This is a genomic window from Halorubrum yunnanense, from assembly GCF_026586675.1.
GTDB classification, from domain to species: Archaea; Halobacteriota; Halobacteria; order Halobacteriales; family Haloferacaceae; genus Halorubrum; species Halorubrum yunnanense.
This window is the reverse complement of the sequence record NZ_JAODIX010000007.1, coordinates 41,965-57,890: the sequence shown is the minus strand read 5'-3', so window position 1 is coordinate 57,890 and position 15,926 is coordinate 41,965. Positions and strand designations below refer to the sequence as shown.

At 68.2% G+C, this 15,926-nt stretch carries 16 protein-coding genes and 2 pseudogenes; 9 read left to right on the top strand and 9 right to left on the bottom strand.

The window, feature by feature from the left end; translation table 11 throughout:
• Positions 1-28: 28 nt before the first annotated feature.
• Together N5096_RS01945 and N5096_RS01940 are read right to left on the bottom strand one after the other, a co-directional pair.
• The gene (locus N5096_RS01945; RefSeq protein ID WP_267662658.1) at positions 29-2,218 is read right to left on the bottom strand and encodes a PAS domain S-box protein; all 2,190 of its coding nucleotides are present in this window, start codon (positions 2,216-2,218) and stop codon (positions 29-31) included.
• A 129-nt stretch (positions 2,219-2,347) separates the two neighbouring features.
• Positions 2,348-3,586 carry an NAD(P)/FAD-dependent oxidoreductase gene (locus tag N5096_RS01940; RefSeq protein ID WP_267662657.1) on the bottom strand — a complete coding sequence of 413 codons (1,239 nt, stop codon included), beginning with the start codon at positions 3,584-3,586 and terminating at the stop codon, positions 2,348-2,350.
• 120 nt (positions 3,587-3,706) lie between these two features.
• Between N5096_RS01940 and N5096_RS01935 the strand changes: the two genes are divergently transcribed.
• Positions 3,707-4,303, top strand: coding sequence for a DUF6149 family protein (locus N5096_RS01935; protein ID WP_267662656.1), 597 nt, complete (start codon positions 3,707-3,709; stop codon positions 4,301-4,303).
• A gap of 98 nt (positions 4,304-4,401) precedes the next feature.
• A pseudogene (locus tag N5096_RS01930) lies at positions 4,402-5,489 on the top strand (AI-2E family transporter).
• Between the two features lie 41 nt (positions 5,490-5,530).
• On the opposite strand, the gene N5096_RS01925 reads toward N5096_RS01930, so the two are convergent.
• On the bottom strand, positions 5,531-6,190 hold the full coding sequence (locus N5096_RS01925; protein ID WP_267662654.1) for a GNAT family N-acetyltransferase: 660 nt from the start codon (positions 6,188-6,190) through the stop codon (positions 5,531-5,533).
• 82 nt (positions 6,191-6,272) lie between these two features.
• On the opposite strand from N5096_RS01925, the gene N5096_RS01920 reads away from it, so the two are divergent.
• The 3 genes and pseudogenes from N5096_RS01920 to N5096_RS01910 all read left to right on the top strand — a co-directional run.
• A complete protein-coding gene (locus N5096_RS01920; protein WP_267662653.1) occupies positions 6,273-6,905 on the top strand; it encodes a class I SAM-dependent methyltransferase in 633 nt (210 codons plus the stop codon).
• 163 nt (positions 6,906-7,068) lie between these two features.
• Positions 7,069-7,488: a metal-dependent hydrolase gene (locus tag N5096_RS01915; RefSeq protein ID WP_267662652.1), complete on the top strand. Its 420-nt coding sequence runs from the start codon at positions 7,069-7,071 to the stop codon at positions 7,486-7,488.
• Between the two features lie 64 nt (positions 7,489-7,552).
• A pseudogene (locus tag N5096_RS01910) lies at positions 7,553-7,972 on the top strand (zinc ribbon domain-containing protein); the annotation flags it as partial.
• A 62-nt stretch (positions 7,973-8,034) separates the two neighbouring features.
• Here N5096_RS01910 and N5096_RS01905 read toward each other — a convergent pair.
• Positions 8,035-9,444 carry an ATP-binding protein gene (locus N5096_RS01905; RefSeq protein WP_267662651.1) on the bottom strand — a complete coding sequence of 470 codons (1,410 nt, stop codon included), beginning with the start codon at positions 9,442-9,444 and terminating at the stop codon, positions 8,035-8,037.
• A 140-nt stretch (positions 9,445-9,584) separates the two neighbouring features.
• Here N5096_RS01905 and N5096_RS01900 point away from each other — a divergent pair, with 140 nt between their 5' ends.
• Positions 9,585-10,172 (top strand): NUDIX hydrolase, encoded by a 588-nt coding sequence (locus N5096_RS01900; protein ID WP_267662650.1) that lies wholly within the window; start codon positions 9,585-9,587, stop codon positions 10,170-10,172.
• A gap of 75 nt (positions 10,173-10,247) precedes the next feature.
• Positions 10,248-11,003, top strand: coding sequence for a DUF2064 domain-containing protein (locus N5096_RS01895; RefSeq protein ID WP_267662648.1), 756 nt, complete (start codon positions 10,248-10,250; stop codon positions 11,001-11,003).
• Between the two features lie 58 nt (positions 11,004-11,061).
• On the opposite strand, the gene N5096_RS01890 is transcribed toward N5096_RS01895, so the two are convergent.
• A complete protein-coding gene (locus N5096_RS01890; protein ID WP_379789809.1) occupies positions 11,062-12,258 on the bottom strand; it encodes an alpha-hydroxy-acid oxidizing protein in 1,197 nt (398 codons plus the stop codon).
• 186 nt (positions 12,259-12,444) lie between these two features.
• Between N5096_RS01890 and N5096_RS01885 the strand changes: the two genes are divergently transcribed.
• Entirely contained in the window at positions 12,445-12,702 is a 258-nt protein-coding gene (locus tag N5096_RS01885) for a hypothetical protein (protein WP_267662646.1), read from the top strand.
• Between the two features lie 199 nt (positions 12,703-12,901).
• Here N5096_RS01885 and ndk read toward each other — a convergent pair whose 3' ends face one another.
• The 4 genes from ndk to rpl7ae are packed head-to-tail and all read right to left on the bottom strand — an operon-like array spanning position 12,902 to position 14,167.
• Positions 12,902-13,381 carry a nucleoside-diphosphate kinase gene (gene ndk, locus N5096_RS01880; RefSeq protein ID WP_267662645.1) on the bottom strand — a complete coding sequence of 160 codons (480 nt, stop codon included), beginning with the start codon at positions 13,379-13,381 and terminating at the stop codon, positions 12,902-12,904.
• Positions 13,382-13,570 carry a 50S ribosomal protein L24e gene (locus N5096_RS01875; RefSeq protein WP_267662644.1) on the bottom strand — a complete coding sequence of 63 codons (189 nt, stop codon included), beginning with the start codon at positions 13,568-13,570 and terminating at the stop codon, positions 13,382-13,384.
• Positions 13,571-13,573: 3 nt separating this feature from the next.
• Positions 13,574-13,798, bottom strand: coding sequence for a 30S ribosomal protein S28e (locus N5096_RS01870; protein WP_267662643.1), 225 nt, complete (start codon positions 13,796-13,798; stop codon positions 13,574-13,576).
• Between the two features lie 6 nt (positions 13,799-13,804).
• On the bottom strand, positions 13,805-14,167 hold the full coding sequence (gene rpl7ae / locus N5096_RS01865; RefSeq protein WP_123112610.1) for a 50S ribosomal protein L7Ae: 363 nt from the start codon (positions 14,165-14,167) through the stop codon (positions 13,805-13,807).
• A gap of 256 nt (positions 14,168-14,423) precedes the next feature.
• Here rpl7ae and N5096_RS01860 point away from each other — a divergent pair, with 256 nt between their 5' ends.
• Complete coding sequence (locus tag N5096_RS01860) at positions 14,424-15,848, top strand: bifunctional metallophosphatase/5'-nucleotidase (RefSeq protein WP_267662642.1); 1,425 nt, start codon at positions 14,424-14,426, stop codon at positions 15,846-15,848.
• The last annotated feature ends 78 nt before the right edge of the window (positions 15,849-15,926 follow it).

The window sequence follows — 15,926 nt, the reverse complement described above, 5'->3', positions numbered from 1 at the left end:
GCGCCGAGGCCGCCGACTTGGAGCGCCGCTACTCCGTCGCGCGCGCCAGCGTCACCGTCACGACGGTGCCGCGGGGGTCTGCGTCCTCGACCGCCGCGGACCCGCCCGACTGCTGGAGGACCCAGTAGACGAGCCACAGGCCGAGCCCGCTCCCGTGGTACAGCGCGTCCACGGCGCGGCCCGTCTCGAGCACGTCGCGGTCCATGTCGTTCAGCCCGGGCCCGTCGTCGGCGATCCGCACCTCGATCTCGTCCGCGGCCCCCTCGACGGCGACGTCGACGGTCGGCTGCGCTCCGTCGTGGTGGACGATCGCGTTCCGGACCAACTCGCTCAGCGCGCGGTCAAGCCACGCGGTCGCCGAGGCGACGGCCTCCCCGTTTGCCGGCGTCGACACCGAGATGTCCGCGTGCGGGTAGTCGGCGGCGAGCGACTCGACCAGCTCGTCGACGGCACGGCCCACGTCCATCGGCTCCACTTCGGGGACGTCGCTCAGGATCTCGGTGATATGGTGGGCCTTCTCGCTCGTCGTCAAGAGGTCGTCCGCCCGCGAGACGATGTACGAGGCCGCCTCGGCGGCGTCGGCGTCGGAGTCCTGATCGGTGCCGTCGCCGTCGGAAGTCGCCTCGGCGACCTCTCGCGCCCGCCCGCGGATCACCGTCAGCGCGTTCCGGAGGTTGTGCTGGAGCACCCTGTCCACGACGCTGAGCTGGCGGGCCCGGTTCTCGCTGTCGGTCACGTCCCGGAGGACGCCGACCACGCCGGCTATCTCGTCTCCGTCGGGGTCCTCGAGCGGGTAGTACCGGACGTCGAACGTCCGCATCCCCCGGTCCGGATGCGTCCGTTTCGTTCGGTACTCCACGGCCTCCCCCTGCAGCGCGCGGTCCACGTGCCGTTTCACGTCAGAGAATCGATCGTCGCCGACGACGTCCGAAATCGAGAGGTCGCGCACGTCGTCCGCCTCGATCCCGTGGTACGCCCGGTATTGGGGGTTCGCAAACAGGAAGCCCCCCTCGCGGTCGACCGCGGCGATGAGGTCGGTCGCCCCGTTGACGGCGCGCTCGTAGCGCTCGAGTTCCGCCTCCCGGCGCTTTATCTCGGTGACGTCGCGGCAGACCGCGAACGTGCCCGCCAGCTCGCCGTCCGGGTCGTAGTGGGGGTACCGCCGCGTGCTGAACGCCGCCTCGCGGCCGCTGCGCTCGAGCGTCGGCGAGGTCTCGTACGCGACCGGCTCCTCGGTCTCGATCACCTCCCGCCGGCGGTCGGCGATCTCGGCCGCCGTCTCGGGGTCCATGAACGCGAACTCGTCGGTCCCGTACAGCTCCTCCCGAGGGACGCCGGCGAACTCGCTCACCGCCTCGTTAAGCAGCTCGAACTCGCCGTCGAGGTTCTGGAGGAGGATCGGGTCGTCGATCGCCTCCACAATCTCGCGGTACTGCTTCAGGCGCCCCGCCGCCTCCTGGTTCTCCGTGACGTCGGTCTGGATCGCGACGAACCGGGAGACGCCGCCGTCCTCGTCGAACACCGGCGCGATCGTCTGGTGGACGTGGTTCGGCTCGCCGTCGCGCCGCCGGTCGACGATGTCCTCTTGCCACACCTCGCCGGACTCGATCGTCTCCCACAGCGCGGCGAAGTACTCGTCGGACACCTCCCCCGAGCTGAGTATCGCCGGCGTCTCACCGATCGCGTCGCCGGGCTCGTACCCCGTGTTGTCGGTGAACGCCGGGTTGACGTACTCGATCGTCCCGCTGGGGTCGGTGACGTAGACGGCGTGACCGGAGTGCTCGATGAGGTTACGAAAGGTCCGCAGGTCGCGTGCGGTCGCCTCCTCGACGCCGTCTCGGAACACGCCGGTGTAGACGGGCTCGCCCGACGACTGGTGCTCGTGGAACCGCACGGAGAAGGCCACCGTACTCCCGTCGGCGCGTCGCAGGGGACAGGCGAAGCTACCGGCCTCGCTCGGGTCCGCGTCGCTCGACAGTCGCCGACGGAGCGAGCGGACCCGCTCGTCGTCGGGGTCCTCGGGGATCAGCTCCGCGAGGCGCCGTCCGCGAAGAGCGGGGGGATCGTAGCCGAGCGCCGACTCGACCGCCGGGTTCGCGTAGACGACGACGCCGTCGCCGTCGACGGAGAGGACCGGGTCCGAACACTCCTCGACGAACGAGGCGAAGAAATCGCCTTCCGCCGCCGACGGCGGGTCGACGGGCGATTCGCGTGACATCGCTGTAGAAGGTACGAAGGCTCGACGTGAAAAGCTACTGGCCCGTTTTTCACGTCCGTGAGAACGGAGCGAGCGACGGGGAGGATCGCGAGGCGAACCCGGAGGGTCGGGCCGGGGACGGGACCCGATCTACTGCTCGGTCGTCGGCGCCAGGTCCTCGACCGAGAAGCCCGGTCGCATGAGGACGTCCGCCTGGTCGCTCACGTCGCGGCCCTCGCGCATGAGCTGTTTGAACGCGGACTGCGGCGCGAGGTCGCCGATGAGGACGCCGCCCACGACCTTGCCGTCTTTGAGCGCGACGCGGCGCCACTCGCCCTCGGCGGTGGTCGCCTCGACCGAGTCGTCGCCGAGCGTCGGGTGGCCGAAGGAGAGGAACGGGAAGTCGAAGTGCGTGATCGAGTACGAGGAGACCCACTCGAACGATTCGCTGCCGTACTCGAGCATGTTGCGGGCGGCAATCGTCCCCTGCTCTTTCGCCGAGCCCCACGAGCCGTTCTTCGCCCGGTCGCCGAGGACCAGGTCCTTGAAGGTGGTGATGTCGCCGGCCGCGAACACGTTGTCGACGTTGGTGCGCATGAACTCGTCGACGACGAGGCCGTCCTCGACCTCCAGCGGCGTGTTCTCGACGAGTTCGGTGTTGAAGTTCAGACCGATGGCGACGCCGGCGAAGTCGCACTCGTAACGCTCGCCGTTCGGGTCGACCGCGGCCTCGACGTGGCCGTCGTCGTCGACCTCGAAGTGGTCGACGCCGGAGCCGAAGACGGGCTCGACGCCGCGCTCGCGCATCGCGTCGTGCATGATCTCCGCGCCCTCCTCCGAGAGGGCGTAGCGCCACCAGTTGTCGCCGCGCATCAGGTACTTCGCCTCGACGTCCTGCGCGCCGCAGATGGCCGCGAAGTCGATGCCGAGGAGTCCGGCGCCGACGATGACGGCCTCCTCGGCGCCCTCGACGCTCTCTTTGATCCGGCGGGCGTCCTGGAACGTCCAGAAGTGGTGGATCCCGTCGGCGTCAGCGTTGTCGACCGGGAGCTGCTGGGGGGTGCCGCCGATCGCGAGCAGGAGGGCGTCGTACTCGAACGTCTCGCCCTCGTGGGTGTGAATCGCGTCGCTCTCGACGTCGATGTCGACGACGACCGTGTTGAGGCGGAGGTCAACGTCGTGGTCGTCGTACCACTCCTCTTGGTGGATCGAGATCGGCGCCTCGGGGAGCTTCCCCTTCGCGTACTCCTTGATCAAGATCCGGTTGTAGAGGGACTCCCCCTCGTCGGTGAGAACCGTGATCTCGGCGTCAGGCGCTTGCTCGCGCAGCGTCTCGGCCGCGGACGCGCCCGCGATACCGTCCCCGACGATCACGTACGAATCGCTCATATCCGAGCGTTCGGATTCGGGGTTAATGTGGGTTGTCATCCGCGTTGAAGATCGTGATACTCCCACGCAGAGACCGGTCGAACGCCACAGATTCAAGGTCGTCCCGTCCCAACAAAAACCATGAAGATCCGGCAGAACATCCGCCACTGGGCCGCCAAGAAGGCGTTGACCACGCCGGTCGTCGGCGACGTCGCGAACGACAAGCTGGTAGACCTCCACACGAGCATCTTCCTCAACAAGGCCGACGAGGAGCGCCGCGAGGAGCGCCGCGAGCACCTCGACGACTTCTTCGACGCGACGATGGACGCGTACGTCGCCGCCCTCGAAGCGGGATTCACGGAGGCCGAGGCCCGCGAGATCACCCACGTGCAGGCCAACTTCGACTTCTTCAACCGCGGCTGGACGGAGATGATGGAGATACCGGGAGACGAGCTCGAGGAGCATTACCGGCGCTACGAAGCGTTCTTCGCCGAACACGGGATCACCATCGACGACCCGCTCGGCGAGTTCCGGCCGGCCGAGGGCGTCGCTGAGGCGCCCGGGACCCCGGAGCGGCTGGAGACCGCGGAGTACGAGAACGCGCTCGCCGGCTTCGCGGACGACGTGTACGTCGAGACCGACGAGGGCGACACGGTCGTCGGTGGCGAGACGGAAGAGCCCGAGGACGTCGACCCGTCCGCGGCGCCCGGGCTCGACGAGGACGAGGCGAGCGCGTAGCGCGACCGGCGCGTAGTAGGACCGGCGCGTAGCGTGGTGAGCGGGTCACACCCCCGAGAGCCGCGCAGGTTTATATCTCGGCGGCGAGAGCCCCCGACATGAATCGCGGCCAATCGTTCCTCCTGCTCCTCATCGGCACGGTCGCGCTGCTAACGCTGTTCGTCATCCTGCCGTTCGTCGAGTACGTCATCGCGTCGGCGATCTTCGCGTACGTCCTCTACCCCCTCCACGTGCGACTCTCGCGGGGGATCCGAGCGGCGTTGTCTGGCCGCGTGCGAGAGTCGATGTCGCGTCGGCTCGGGCGGATGCTCTCCGGCGTCTCGCTCATCGTCGCCTCCATCGTCGCCATCATCCTCCCGCTCGCGTACATCTCGTGGGTGTTCGTCCGGGACCTCACGGCGATCGCGCGGGGGAACACCGATATCGACGTCGCGGCGATAGAGGCGGAGATCGCGGCGCTCACCGGACAGCGCGTCGAGGTCGGCGACGTGCTGGCGACGGCCGGACAGACCCTCGTCAACACGCTGTTCGGGGGAGTGAGCGGGGTCGTCGGCACCGCGATCCGCGCGTCGGTGGGGCTCTCGCTCGCCCTCTTTTTGGTCTACTACGCCTTGCTCGACGGGCCGGCGTTCGTGGGGTGGCTCCGGGAGACGAGCCCGCTCCCCTCGGCGGTCACCGCAGACCTCGTCGACCGCGTCGACGCGATGACCCGAGGGGTGGTGATCGGCCACATCATCGTGGCGCTGCTGCAGGCGCTGATCGCCGGCGTCGGCCTCTGGGCGGCCGGGATCCCGAACGTCGTCTTCTGGACGTTCGTCATGGCCGTGCTCGCGCTGCTCCCGCTGATCGGGGCGTTCTTCGTCTGGGGGCCGGCCGCGGCGTACCTCGTCGTCGTCGACCAGGCCACGGCCGGGGCGTTGCTCGCGCTGTACGGCGTGTTCGTCATCGCGATGGTGGACAACTACGCCCGGCCGCTGGTCATCGACCAGCAGGCGCACCTGAACCCCGCGGTGATCCTCCTCGGCGTCTTCGGCGGGATCTACAGATAAGCAAGGCGAGTGCCTCGGGGCTTGACCCCGAAGCAGTTCACTCGGTCGGGTTCACTGGACTGTTCGTCGGGCCCATCGTCATCGGCGTGCTCGCGGCGACGCTGGAGACGTTCCGGGAGGACTACGACGCGATCTGAGCCCCGGAGTCGGGGGCGACCGACCGCGATGACGACCACCGTCAGCCGGACTCCCGTTCCTCTTCGAGCCGTTCGCTGATAAATGCCCGCTCGCGGGGGTCGAGCTCGCGGTCGTCTTCGCGGAACGCCCGGAGCCCGGCGCGGTACCGGTCGTCCTCGCCGTCGACGTCACGCTCGTGGCCGTCGACGTCACCCTCTCCGTCGACATCGCTCTCAGGGGCCGGTTCGCTCGCCGGACGCTCAAGCTCCAGCTCCGCGATCCCGGTCCGCTCGCCGGTGTACGCGAAGCCGCATTTATAAAGCGCCGCGTAGGCGAACGGGTTGTTCACGGCGATCCGAACCCGGTCGTAGCCGTCGGCCGCGAGCCGCGAGACGGCCCGATCGATCAGGCGCGGGCCGAGCCCCTCGCCCCGGCGCGCGACGTGTACGGTGACGTATCGGAGCCGACAGCAGGCCGGGTCGGTCCGGTCCGGCGAGAAGGAGACGGCGGCCACCACGTCGTCGTCGAACTCGCTCGCGTCGACGGTCGGCGGGAGGGGCTCGTCCGGCTCCCACCCCGGGACCGCCGGCGAGCCGTCCGGCGTCCGCAACACCGCCTTCCCGGGCGCGCCGACGACGAACTTGCCGGCGTAGGCGAACGCCCGGTAGTCGAGCCGCAGGGTCGCCCCCGAGCCCGGAGCGCCGACGAGCGCGTACTCCATGGCCGCGCTACGTCCCGCCTATATAAATGTAGAGCGGCGCGCCGCCGCGACTATTTAAATACCGTCGGCGTCGAGAGCGACTATGCACGGCTTCGGCGACGTCCGCTTCTTCGACCGGATGGCCCCCCTGTACGACCGCGTCATGCCGCCGGCGAACGGCGAGGCGCTGGCCGCGGGGCTCGACCACGCGACGCGGTCGATCGATCGCCTGCTCGACGTCGGCGGCGGGTCGGGCCGGGCCGCCGCCGCGCTGACCGGGCCGGAGAGAACGGTCGTCGATGTCTCCCTCGGGATGCTCGGTCGCGCTCGCGACGAGCGGGGGCTCTCGGGCGTCGCCGGCGACGCGGGGCGGCTCCCGTTCCGCGACGTGTCGGTCGACGCGATAACGGTCGTCGACGCGTTCCACCACCTGCCCGATCAGGAGGCCGCGATCCGAGAGGCCGGGCGGGTCCTCGCGCCGGGGGGCGCGCTCGTGGTCCGGGAGTTCGACCCCGCGCACCCGCTGGGGCGCGCCCTCGTCGCCGCGGAACACGCGATCGGGATGACATCGCGGTTCCGGACGCCGTCAGACCTCGCGAGCGCGTTCGACGACGCCGGCCTCGACCCCCGGATCGTCGACCGCGGCTTCGGCTACACGCTCGCCGGCGTCGCGGGTCTGTCCGGTGGTGACGACGCGGCCGCCGTCGGAGCTGACGGTGACGCCGCCCGCCGATAAGTCGGAGCGGTCGCCGCCGTCGAACGCGCAGAGACGATGGTAGACATCACGGGTCACGTCGCGTTCGGGCTTCTCTCTCCCGGCGTGGTTCCTCTGGGACGACGGGGCCAGCGTCGGATTCGTCGGCCTGGCGGTCGTCGGCTCGCTGTTCCCGGACATCGACTTGTGGCTCAGTCGGTGGTTCTTCCATGCGGTACACCACCACGGCGTGGCGCACACGGTCGTGTTCGTGACGGTCGCGAGCGTCGTCGGTGCGGTCCTCGCCGGGGCGTTCAGCGATCGGATCGACGACCGGATCGAGAGCGAGCGGTTCGACGCGTCCGGTCCGTTCGCGTTCTTGACTGCGGGATTTCTGGCCGGGGGACTCAGCCACGTCTTCGCCGACATCCTCTCGGCGCCCGACCTCTCGAGGGCGATAGAACCCCTCTGGCCCGTGTACAGCCAGCCTCTCGGTATCGACCTCGTCTGGTACAACGCCGCGTGGATCAACGTCGGGTTCCTCTCGGTGATGGTGGTGGCTCACGTCGCGGTCGCGTATCTGACCACCCTGATGGGTCACCGGTACCAACTTCTTCCGAAGTGAGGCCGGCGCAACGCGGTCGCTCGGGGTGTAGACCGCGGCCGAGGCAATCCGCACTCGCTACCCGGTTAAAATGGTTACCGACGTGCTGGAAACGCACTGGTCGGTCAGGGTGAACGAGAAGACGCACAACTTCTGGGCGTTCAAGAAGTTCATCCACCGTCTCGCGTGTGTCTGTGAGGAGTACGGTATCTCTCTCGAAGCCGAGTCGGAAGCGTGGACGAGTCAGACATGTCCCGAGTGTGGCGACCACGAGGAGACGGTTCGCCACGAGAATACGCTGACGCGTCCATGTGGCTTCGAGGGGCACGCCGACCTCACGGCGTCAGAGACGTTCCTTCGGGAAAACAGCGATAGCGAAATCAGGCCGATGGCACGGCCCGTGCGATTCGAGTGGGACGACCACGACTGGTCGGGGAAACCACACCCTCATGAAACTCCCAAAGAAGTGCGCACAAACCCGCAAGTTGCCTCCGTGGGTCGGTAGCCGAACCCCCAACGGAGGAATCATCGCGCTTTAGCGCGGGGAGGATGTCAATCCGTCGCGGCTCAGTCGTGTGAGTGGCTGTGCGCGCCGTGGTCGTGGGCGGCCCCCTCGTCGGCCGCGTCGTCGTGGGTGTGGTCCTGCTCGCCGGAGTCCGTCTCGCCGAGCACCTCGGCGCCCTCCCCGTCGATCATGTCCATGTTCTTGAGGTTGTCTCGCTCCTCGAAGTCCTCGACGGCCTCCATCACGTCCTCCTGAGTGATCGTCATCCGATCTTCCGTGAGCGCGCCGAGGACGGCCTCGCGCAGCACCATCCGGAGGTCGGAGCCCGTGAGCCCGCTGGTCCGATCGGCGACCTCATCGGGGTCGAAGTCGGCGATCTGCATCTCGCGGGTGACGACCCGGAGGATGTCCGCGCGCATGTCCCGGTCCGGCTTGGGGAAGTTGACGATCTCGTCGAAGCGGCGCCAGGCGGCCGCGTCGAGCTGGTCGGGGTGGTTCGTCGCGCCGATGAGGAGGACCTCGTCGCGCACGAGCGACACCTCGTCGATCGACTTGAGGAGGGTGTTGACCGCGCGCTTCAGGGCGGCGTGCTCGTCGGAGCGGCGGGTCTTCGCGACCGAGTCGAACTCGTCGATGAAGAGGATACACGGCGAGAGGCGCTTGGCGACCTCGAACGTCTTCTCGACGTTCTTGGCCGTCTCGCCGAGGTACTGGCTCGTGATCATCGACATCTTCACCTCGACGAGCGGAATGCCCAGCTGATGAGCGAGCGCCCGCGAGACCGTGGTCTTGCCGGTCCCCGGCGGGCCGACGAACAGCAGCTTCCCGATCTCGCGGAGCCCGATGCTCGCGAGGTACTCGCGGTGCTCGATCGCCTTCACGATCTTCTGGATCTCGCCCTCCTGATCGCCGGTGAGCACGAGGTCGGCGAGCGTCGTCTCGATCTCCTCGGGGGCCTGCACGTTGACGAGGTCGAGCATCTCGCCGTCCTCGTCGTCGTCGAAATACTCCTCGAGCAGGGCGTCGATCCAGACGCGGTCGGCCTGGATCGGCCGGACGCTGTCGCGCGCCTCCTCGTGGGTGACGGGCGCGTCGAGGTCCTCGGCGTTCTCGAGCGCGGCGACGATCGTCGGGTTCTCGGCGACCCGGTCGGCGTCGGCGTGGTCCCGGTACCACTCCAGCGCCATCGCCGGCTGCGTCAGGGATATCTCGCCGGAGAACTCGGTGCGCTGGGTGAAGAGGAGGTCGGAGACGGCGTCCCACGGGTGCTCGGCGCCCGTCGCGGTGCGCGTCGTCTCGCTCGTCGCCTTGAGGGGTCGCTCGACGCCCCCGGGCGCGTCTTCGGCGGCGGCGTCCGACCAGAACACTTGGCGGAAGCGCGGGGGGAGATCGTTCTCGTCGAGGTCGCGGTTCTCCGTGTAGAGGTGCGTCGTCAGCACGAACTCGACGACGTCGAGCGCCGGGTCACTCATCCGCGCGACGTAGCCGCGGGACGCGGTTAAGCGCGTCGAACCGCGTCCGTCACGGGGCGCGTTTCGCCGCTCGGACGCGTCCGGCGACGCGCTGCCGACGTATCGAACGCTTATTAGCCCTGGTGTTCGACCTAATTCCCATGAGCTCAGAGGAGGCCGGCGACCCCGCCGGGGAGGCCGACACCGGCGAGGACCACGAGAACGCGCTCCAGGACGTGATCGCCGTCGACCCCGACGACGCGGAGCAGGGGACAGTGAACCGGCTCGACGCCCACACCGGCGACGGGATCCGCCACCGAGCGTTCACGTGCCTCGTGTACGACGCGGACGACCGAATTCTGCTGGCCCAGCGCGCGCCGGCCAAGCGGCTCTGGGACGGCCACTGGGACGGCACCGTCGCCTCCCACCCCGTCGACGGGCAGACGCAGGCGGACGCGACCGCGCAGCGCCTTGAGGAGGAGCTGGGGATCACGCCGGACCAGTACGACGACCTCCGCGTGACGGACAAGTTCGAGTACAAGCGTTACTACCCGAACGAAGGCGTCGAATGGGAGGTCTGCTCGGTGCTGAAGGTCACCCTCGACGACACCTCGCTCGACCCCGACGAGGCGGAGATCGGCGGCATGCTGTGGGCCGACTACCAGCACCTCCACGCGAACCCGGAGCTGTACCGCCAGCTTCGGCTCTGCCCGTGGTTCGAGATCGCGATGCGGCGCGACTTCTCCTGAGCGCCCGTCCCCGGTTTCGCCCCGAGCGCCGGTCCGAAGCGGCGCGTTGAAGGCGCGCGGGCGACTCGTTCGGGTATGACCGTCGTCGTCGTCATGGCGAAACCGCCCCGAGAGGGGCTCGTCGCGACCGGGATCGCGGAGTCGACGCCGCTCTCGACCGCCGAGGCCGCCGACCTGTACGAGGCGTTGTTCCGCGACGCCGCCCTCGCGGTCGATCGCTCCGGCGCCGAGCTCCTCGTCAACTACCCGGTCGACGGCGACCTCCCCGCCGAGCACCGCACCGACACCCCGCCCGAGGCCGAGCTGCGCACGCTCGTCGCCGACACCCTCGGCGGCACCGAGGACGCCCGCTTCGAGCGACAGGTCGGGTCGTCGTTCGGCGCGCGCGCCGGCAACACCGTGACGCACCTGCTCCGCGAGGAGGGCGCCGACTCCGTCGCCGTCGTCACCCCGCAGGCACCGCTGCTCTCGCGCACCGTCATCGACTCGGCGGCGATGAAGCTCCGAACGAACGAGGTCGTGCTCGGCCCCTCCTCCCGCGGGCGCACCTACTACGCCGGCTTCACCGCGCCGATCGACTTCGACGGCGCGTTCGAGGCCCCGGCCCTGACGACGCTGGCGTCGCGCGGCCACGACGCCGACCTCGACGTGGAGTTCCTGGAGTCCTCACCGTCGATGGTCGAGGGCGACGACCTGCTCGACGCCGTCCCGCTGTTGCGCGCGCGGTTCGCCGCGCAGCGCGTCGTCCCAGACTACACCGCCGCGTTCGTCCACGAACACGGGCTGGACGTGGTCGTCGAGGACGGCGAGATGCGGGTGGTGCGAGACTGAAACGCCCGCCTGTGCCTTGGGCATTTATCGAGAACGTCACCGCGTAGAAAGCGGCCTTCTACCGACCCGTCTCGTACAGTTCGGTCTCGTGCGTGACTGAGTCGCGGCCGATATCTTCGACATTCCGATTACCGGCTAGCCCCATCGTCAGGTCGAACTCCGCGATGAAGTTTTTGAGAACCGTCCGAACTCCGTTCGCACCGTCGACCGCGAGACCGTATGCGTACGGGCGGCCAAGCAGAACGGAGTCGGCGCCGAGCGCGAGCGCTTTGTACGCGTCGGACGCGCGACGCACACCGCTGTCGAAGGTGATCGGCACCTCACCGTCGACCTCTTCGGCGACGGCTGGCAGCGCCTCGAACGCCGTAATGGAACCATCAACCTGGCGACCGCCGTGGGTCGAGACGCCGATGGCGTCTGCGCCGTGTTGAATGGCGAGACGAGCGTCACGCGGGTCGAGAACCCCTTTGATCACGACCGGAAGGTCGGTGTTGTCGTGGACGAACTGCAGGTCCTCCCACGTGAGGCTCGAATCACCGAAAATATCGAGGAAGTGTTCGACTGCGACCTCGGGGTCGTCTTCTGGCGGGTCGTCGAGTTGGGACCGGAACTCGGGGTCGGAAAAGTAGTTGGCGACCCCTTCGCCTTCGAGGAACGGGTAGTAGCCTCGCTCGATAAGTCGCTCACGCCACCCGAGGATCGGGGCGTCGACGGTGACCACGATAGCGTCGTACCCCGCCCGCTCGGCGCGGTCTAAGAAGCTCTTCGCAATCGCTTGGTTCGATGACCAATAAAACTGGAACAGCTTCGGCGTGTCACCCAGTGCCTCGGAGACGTCTTCCATCGTCCTCGATGAAAGCGAACTGAGAGTCAGCGGCACGTCGAGGTCCGCCGCGCCCGCGGCGGTACCGAGTTCGGCCTCGTCGTGGAGGAGCGACTGGACGCCAAGCGGCGTTAACATTAGTGGGTACGAATGCGTCTGACCGAGGAAGTCAACGGATAGGTCCCGCTCTTCGACCCCGCGAAGCATGCGCGGAACGATACGCCACTCCGAGAAGTCCTTGTTGCGTTCGAACGTTTCCTCACTTCCGGCGCCGCCGTGAACGTACGCACGGCCCTCCTCGCTCATGGCGTCGTGAGCCTCCTCGCGAAGGTCTTCAAACGAAACGGGAATGTCTTGCGTAGTTTCCTCGAGCATCCCCTCTCGGTAGATTTTGTTGACACGCTCTGCACCGAACCGATTGGCATCGGACATACTATTGTATACGGCTAACGCACATTATGAATTATGAATATAAACAAGTATAGTGCCCCACCAAAACTGATTTCAGCGCTGGGAATTTGCGGCGAGGACGGCGTCTCATCATAGCTGCATATCGCGGGAGCCCCCTCGACGAGGCTCAGTAGGACCGCGCCGCGCTGCACGCCGGAGATGACGTTGATGACGTTGTCGGGAGAGACGGCGTCGATAGAACCGACGGCCGAGACGGTCGACCCGGAGCCCGGCGTGGTCGTCGTTGAGCCGGTGGTGCTGACGCGATTCGAACGGGCGTATCCGCCTGTGGAGTGCGAGACGGCGAGTCAATTCACTGACGCGGAGTCCGGGTTCCCGCCGGTCCGCATTATAGAGAACAAGGAGAATACCCGCGCCTTTAGGCGCGGGATGAATCCGACAACTCATTCCTCAGTCCACTATTGATAGCAGGTTTGGATATTCCACCGTTCTCAACCCGAACTTTTACTCACGACGCAACTATAACGCTAGTCGCGCTGACGGCGAATCCCCCGACTCGGCCGTATTGACGGCGTTTTTTCACCGGAAACGCGGTGTGTCGACGGAGCGACGGCTCTCCGGTCCCCGCGGGCGTCCAGCGACGGAGAAAAATCGCTTTGCGGGCTTAGTGCTGCTCGTCCTCGTACACCCACGCGGCGGTGTCGAGGCCGTAGTCGACGAGCTCCCCCTCGTCGAAGAAGAGGTCGATCTCGCGCTCGTTGGCGCCCTCGTCCTCGTGGTCCGACGCGTGGATCACGTTGTGGCCGAGGTCCAGGCCGAAGTCGCCGCGGATCGTGCCCGGGGCGGACTCGGCGGGGTCGGTCTCGCCGACCATCGCGCGGACCTGTCGGGTCGCGTCCGCGCCCTCCCACACCATCGCGAAGACGGGGCCGGAGGTGATGAACTCGACGAGGCCGTCGAAGAACGGCTTGTCCTCGTGCTCGCCGTAGTGATCGTGGGCGAGGTCCTCGTCGATCTGCATGAACTTGCCGCCGACGAGCTTCAGGCCGCGCTCCTCGAACCGGGAGACGATCTCACCGATGAGACCGCGCTGGACCCCGTCGGGCTTGACCATCACGAAGGTGCGCTCGTCGTGGTGGCTCATCTACTCGCCTCCGTGCTCGCGACCCTCTTCGGTCCACTCGAGGTCGCGCGCCTCGCGGCCGAGCAGGTAGTTCTTCTCCGCCTTCGAGTCGACGAAGTGGAGGATCTGTCCGTTCGTCTTGACGTACATCGTGCCCGTGCCGGGCTCGATATCCTCGCCGGTGTAGTCGCAGGTGCGTGTCTCGACCATTGGTTATCGCCCTCCGATGGAGTCGGCGTCGCGCTGGGTCTCCCGGAGCTGGAGCACGTCGCCCATGCGGACGGGGCCCAGGACGTTCCGGGTGATGATCCGTCCCTGGTTCGATCCCTCCTGGATGCGGCACTTGACCTGCATGGCCTCGCCGTGCATCCCGGTCTTGCCGACGACCTCGATGACCTCCGCGGTCGTCGAGCCGTCGATACTCTCTTCTGCGCTCATGGGTGGTTATCGAAGCTCCGCGACCTTCTCACCGATGTCCTCGACGTCGTCGTCGGCGTCGCCGGCGTCGACGACCGCGGCGGCGGCCGAGCCGACCTCGAGGCCGGCGGCGTGGCCGACGTCGTCCTGCGTGTCGACGAAGACGACCGGGATCCCCTTCTCGTCGGCGAGCTCGGGGAGGTGCATGACGATCTCCTCGGGGGAGACGTCCTCCGCGACGATGACGAGATCGGCGTTGCCGCGCTCGACGGCCTTGGTGGTCTCGTTGGTTCCTTTCTTCACGGTACCTGTGTCTCGGGCAACCTCGAGCGCCTCGAGCGATCGCTCGGCGAGGTCGGCCGGGGTTTCGTAGTCTACGTAAACGGGCATATGTTGTTCACCTATCCTCCGCGCGGGCTCGCGTGCCCGTTCCGTGGTCGATCCCTAACGGAACGGCACATCATCAACCCCACAGAGGCTGTGACCCGACGTAGTCCGGACGTCCATAAAAGCGCTTTCAATGTCCCCCGCGTGTGCGAGCGGGAGTCACGGGGCGGAAATCGGCCTCGCGCACCCGGGCGCCCTCCCTGCCGTCGCCGGACTCCGCGTTTTTTAAGCCTCGCTCGCCCCTCACCTCGGACATCGAATGGTCCGTCTCGTTCACTACTCAGACATCGAGAACGTCTTCGACTCGCCCGAGCGGGCGGCGCGCCTCGCCGGCCGGATCCGGGCGCTCTCGGGCCCCGACGCCGCGGTCGTCGCCACCGGCGACACGACCGCGCCGGGCGTCCTCTCGCTGGTCGCGAGCGGGCGGCAGGTCATCGACTTCTACGAGGCCACCGACACCGCCCTCGACACGTTCGGCAACCACGAGTTCGACTACGGGCCGGACGCCTTACGCGGCCTCGTCGCCGACGCGCCCGCGACGTTCGTCTCCGCGAACGTCCGCGACGAGGCGGGGGAGCCCTTCGGCCGCGACGAGGGCGTCGTCCCGCGGGCGACCCTCGAGATCGACGGCGCCACGGTGGGCTTCGTCGGCGTCACCGACCCCGCGACCGACTCGCTGAACCCGATGGCCGCCGAGCTCTCCTTCGACGACCCGGTCGAGGCGGCGCGCGACGCGCTCGCCGAGATGCGGACCGCGGTCGCCGAGCGCGGGGAGGGTGAAGGGGCCGACGGCCCTACCGCGCTCGACCACGCCGTCGTCCTCTCGCATCTCGGCGCGGGCGACGACGACCTCGCCCGCGAGCTGGACGTCGACGCGGTCCTCGGCGGCCACGTCCACAGTCGGCGGAACGACGTCGTCGCCGGCACCCGGGTCGTCCGTCCCGGCGTCAACGGCGAGACGGTCGCCGAGGTCGACCTGGACTCTTCCGTTCCAGCCGCGACCCTCCACGAGCCCGACGGCGCGACGCCCGTTCCGGGGCTGGCCGACGCGCTCGCGGAGCGGATGGCCGCGGCCGACCTCGACGAGACCGTCGACGTCGTCGACGAGCCGATCGAGCGCACGGGCGAGGTCGTTCACGGCGGCGAGTGCCGCGTCGGTAACTTCGTCGCGGACGCGTTCCGGTGGGCTCACGACGCCGACGTCGGGCTCTCGAACGCCGGCGGGCTCCGACAGGGGGACCCGTGGGTCGGCGCGGTGACGAAGGCGGACCTGATCAGCCTGATCCCGTTCGAGGAGCCCGTGACGCTCGCGTCGGTGACGGGCGCGGAGCTCCACGACGTGCTCCGCGAGATGGCCGCGCCCGACGTCGACTTCGGCGAGGACGACTGGTGGCACGGGCACGTCTCCAACGCCGAGGTCGTCTGGGACGCCGACGCCGAACTCGTCCTCGAAGCCGCGGTCGGCGGCGAGCCGATCGACCCCGAGGCGCGGTACACCGTCGCCGTCTCGGAGTACCTCCTCCACTCCGAACACGAGTACCCCACGCTCGCGCAGCGCCACCGGATCGACGAGGCCGACATCCAGTACGAGGTGCTCGCCGCCTACGCCCGCGAACACGGGATCGACCCCGAGATCGAGGGGCGCATCGAGATCCGAAACCGGACCGCCGTGGCCGACGACTGACTGAGACCGCGACGACGGACGATTGCTTATAAACGAACCGCGGTGGCGCGTGCCGACGAGCGGGCCATCGCCCGCGAG

Bases quoted from the DNA above. Each gene is read 5' to 3' on its own strand.
- N5096_RS01940 (WP_267662657.1), bottom strand. From the start codon at position 3,586: ATGAGCGATTCGTACGTGATCGTCGGGGACGGTATCGCGGGCGCGTCC.
- N5096_RS01920 (WP_267662653.1), top strand. From the start codon at position 6,273: ATGCACGGCTTCGGCGACGTCCGCTTCTTCGACCGGATGGCCCCCCTG.
- N5096_RS01895 (WP_267662648.1), top strand. From the start codon at position 10,248: ATGACCGTCGTCGTCGTCATGGCGAAACCGCCCCGAGAGGGGCTCGTC.
- N5096_RS01870 (WP_267662643.1), bottom strand. From the start codon at position 13,798: ATGAGCGCAGAAGAGAGTATCGACGGCTCGACGACCGCGGAGGTCATC.
- N5096_RS01900 (WP_267662650.1), top strand. From the start codon at position 9,585: ATGAGCTCAGAGGAGGCCGGCGACCCCGCCGGGGAGGCCGACACCGGC.
- ndk (WP_267662645.1), bottom strand. From the start codon at position 13,381: ATGAGCCACCACGACGAGCGCACCTTCGTGATGGTCAAGCCCGACGGG.
- N5096_RS01875 (WP_267662644.1), bottom strand. From the start codon at position 13,570: ATGGTCGAGACACGCACCTGCGACTACACCGGCGAGGATATCGAGCCC.
- N5096_RS01945 (WP_267662658.1), bottom strand. From the start codon at position 2,218: ATGTCACGCGAATCGCCCGTCGACCCGCCGTCGGCGGCGGAAGGCGAT.
- N5096_RS01890 (WP_379789809.1), bottom strand. From the start codon at position 12,258: ATGTCCGATGCCAATCGGTTCGGTGCAGAGCGTGTCAACAAAATCTAC.
- N5096_RS01925 (WP_267662654.1), bottom strand. From the start codon at position 6,190: ATGGAGTACGCGCTCGTCGGCGCTCCGGGCTCGGGGGCGACCCTGCGG.
- N5096_RS01905 (WP_267662651.1), bottom strand. From the start codon at position 9,444: ATGAGTGACCCGGCGCTCGACGTCGTCGAGTTCGTGCTGACGACGCAC.
- N5096_RS01860 (WP_267662642.1), top strand. From the start codon at position 14,424: ATGGTCCGTCTCGTTCACTACTCAGACATCGAGAACGTCTTCGACTCG.
- N5096_RS01935 (WP_267662656.1), top strand. From the start codon at position 3,707: ATGAAGATCCGGCAGAACATCCGCCACTGGGCCGCCAAGAAGGCGTTG.
- rpl7ae (WP_123112610.1), bottom strand. From the start codon at position 14,167: ATGCCCGTTTACGTAGACTACGAAACCCCGGCCGACCTCGCCGAGCGA.
- N5096_RS01885 (WP_267662646.1), top strand. From the start codon at position 12,445: ATGACGTTGTCGGGAGAGACGGCGTCGATAGAACCGACGGCCGAGACG.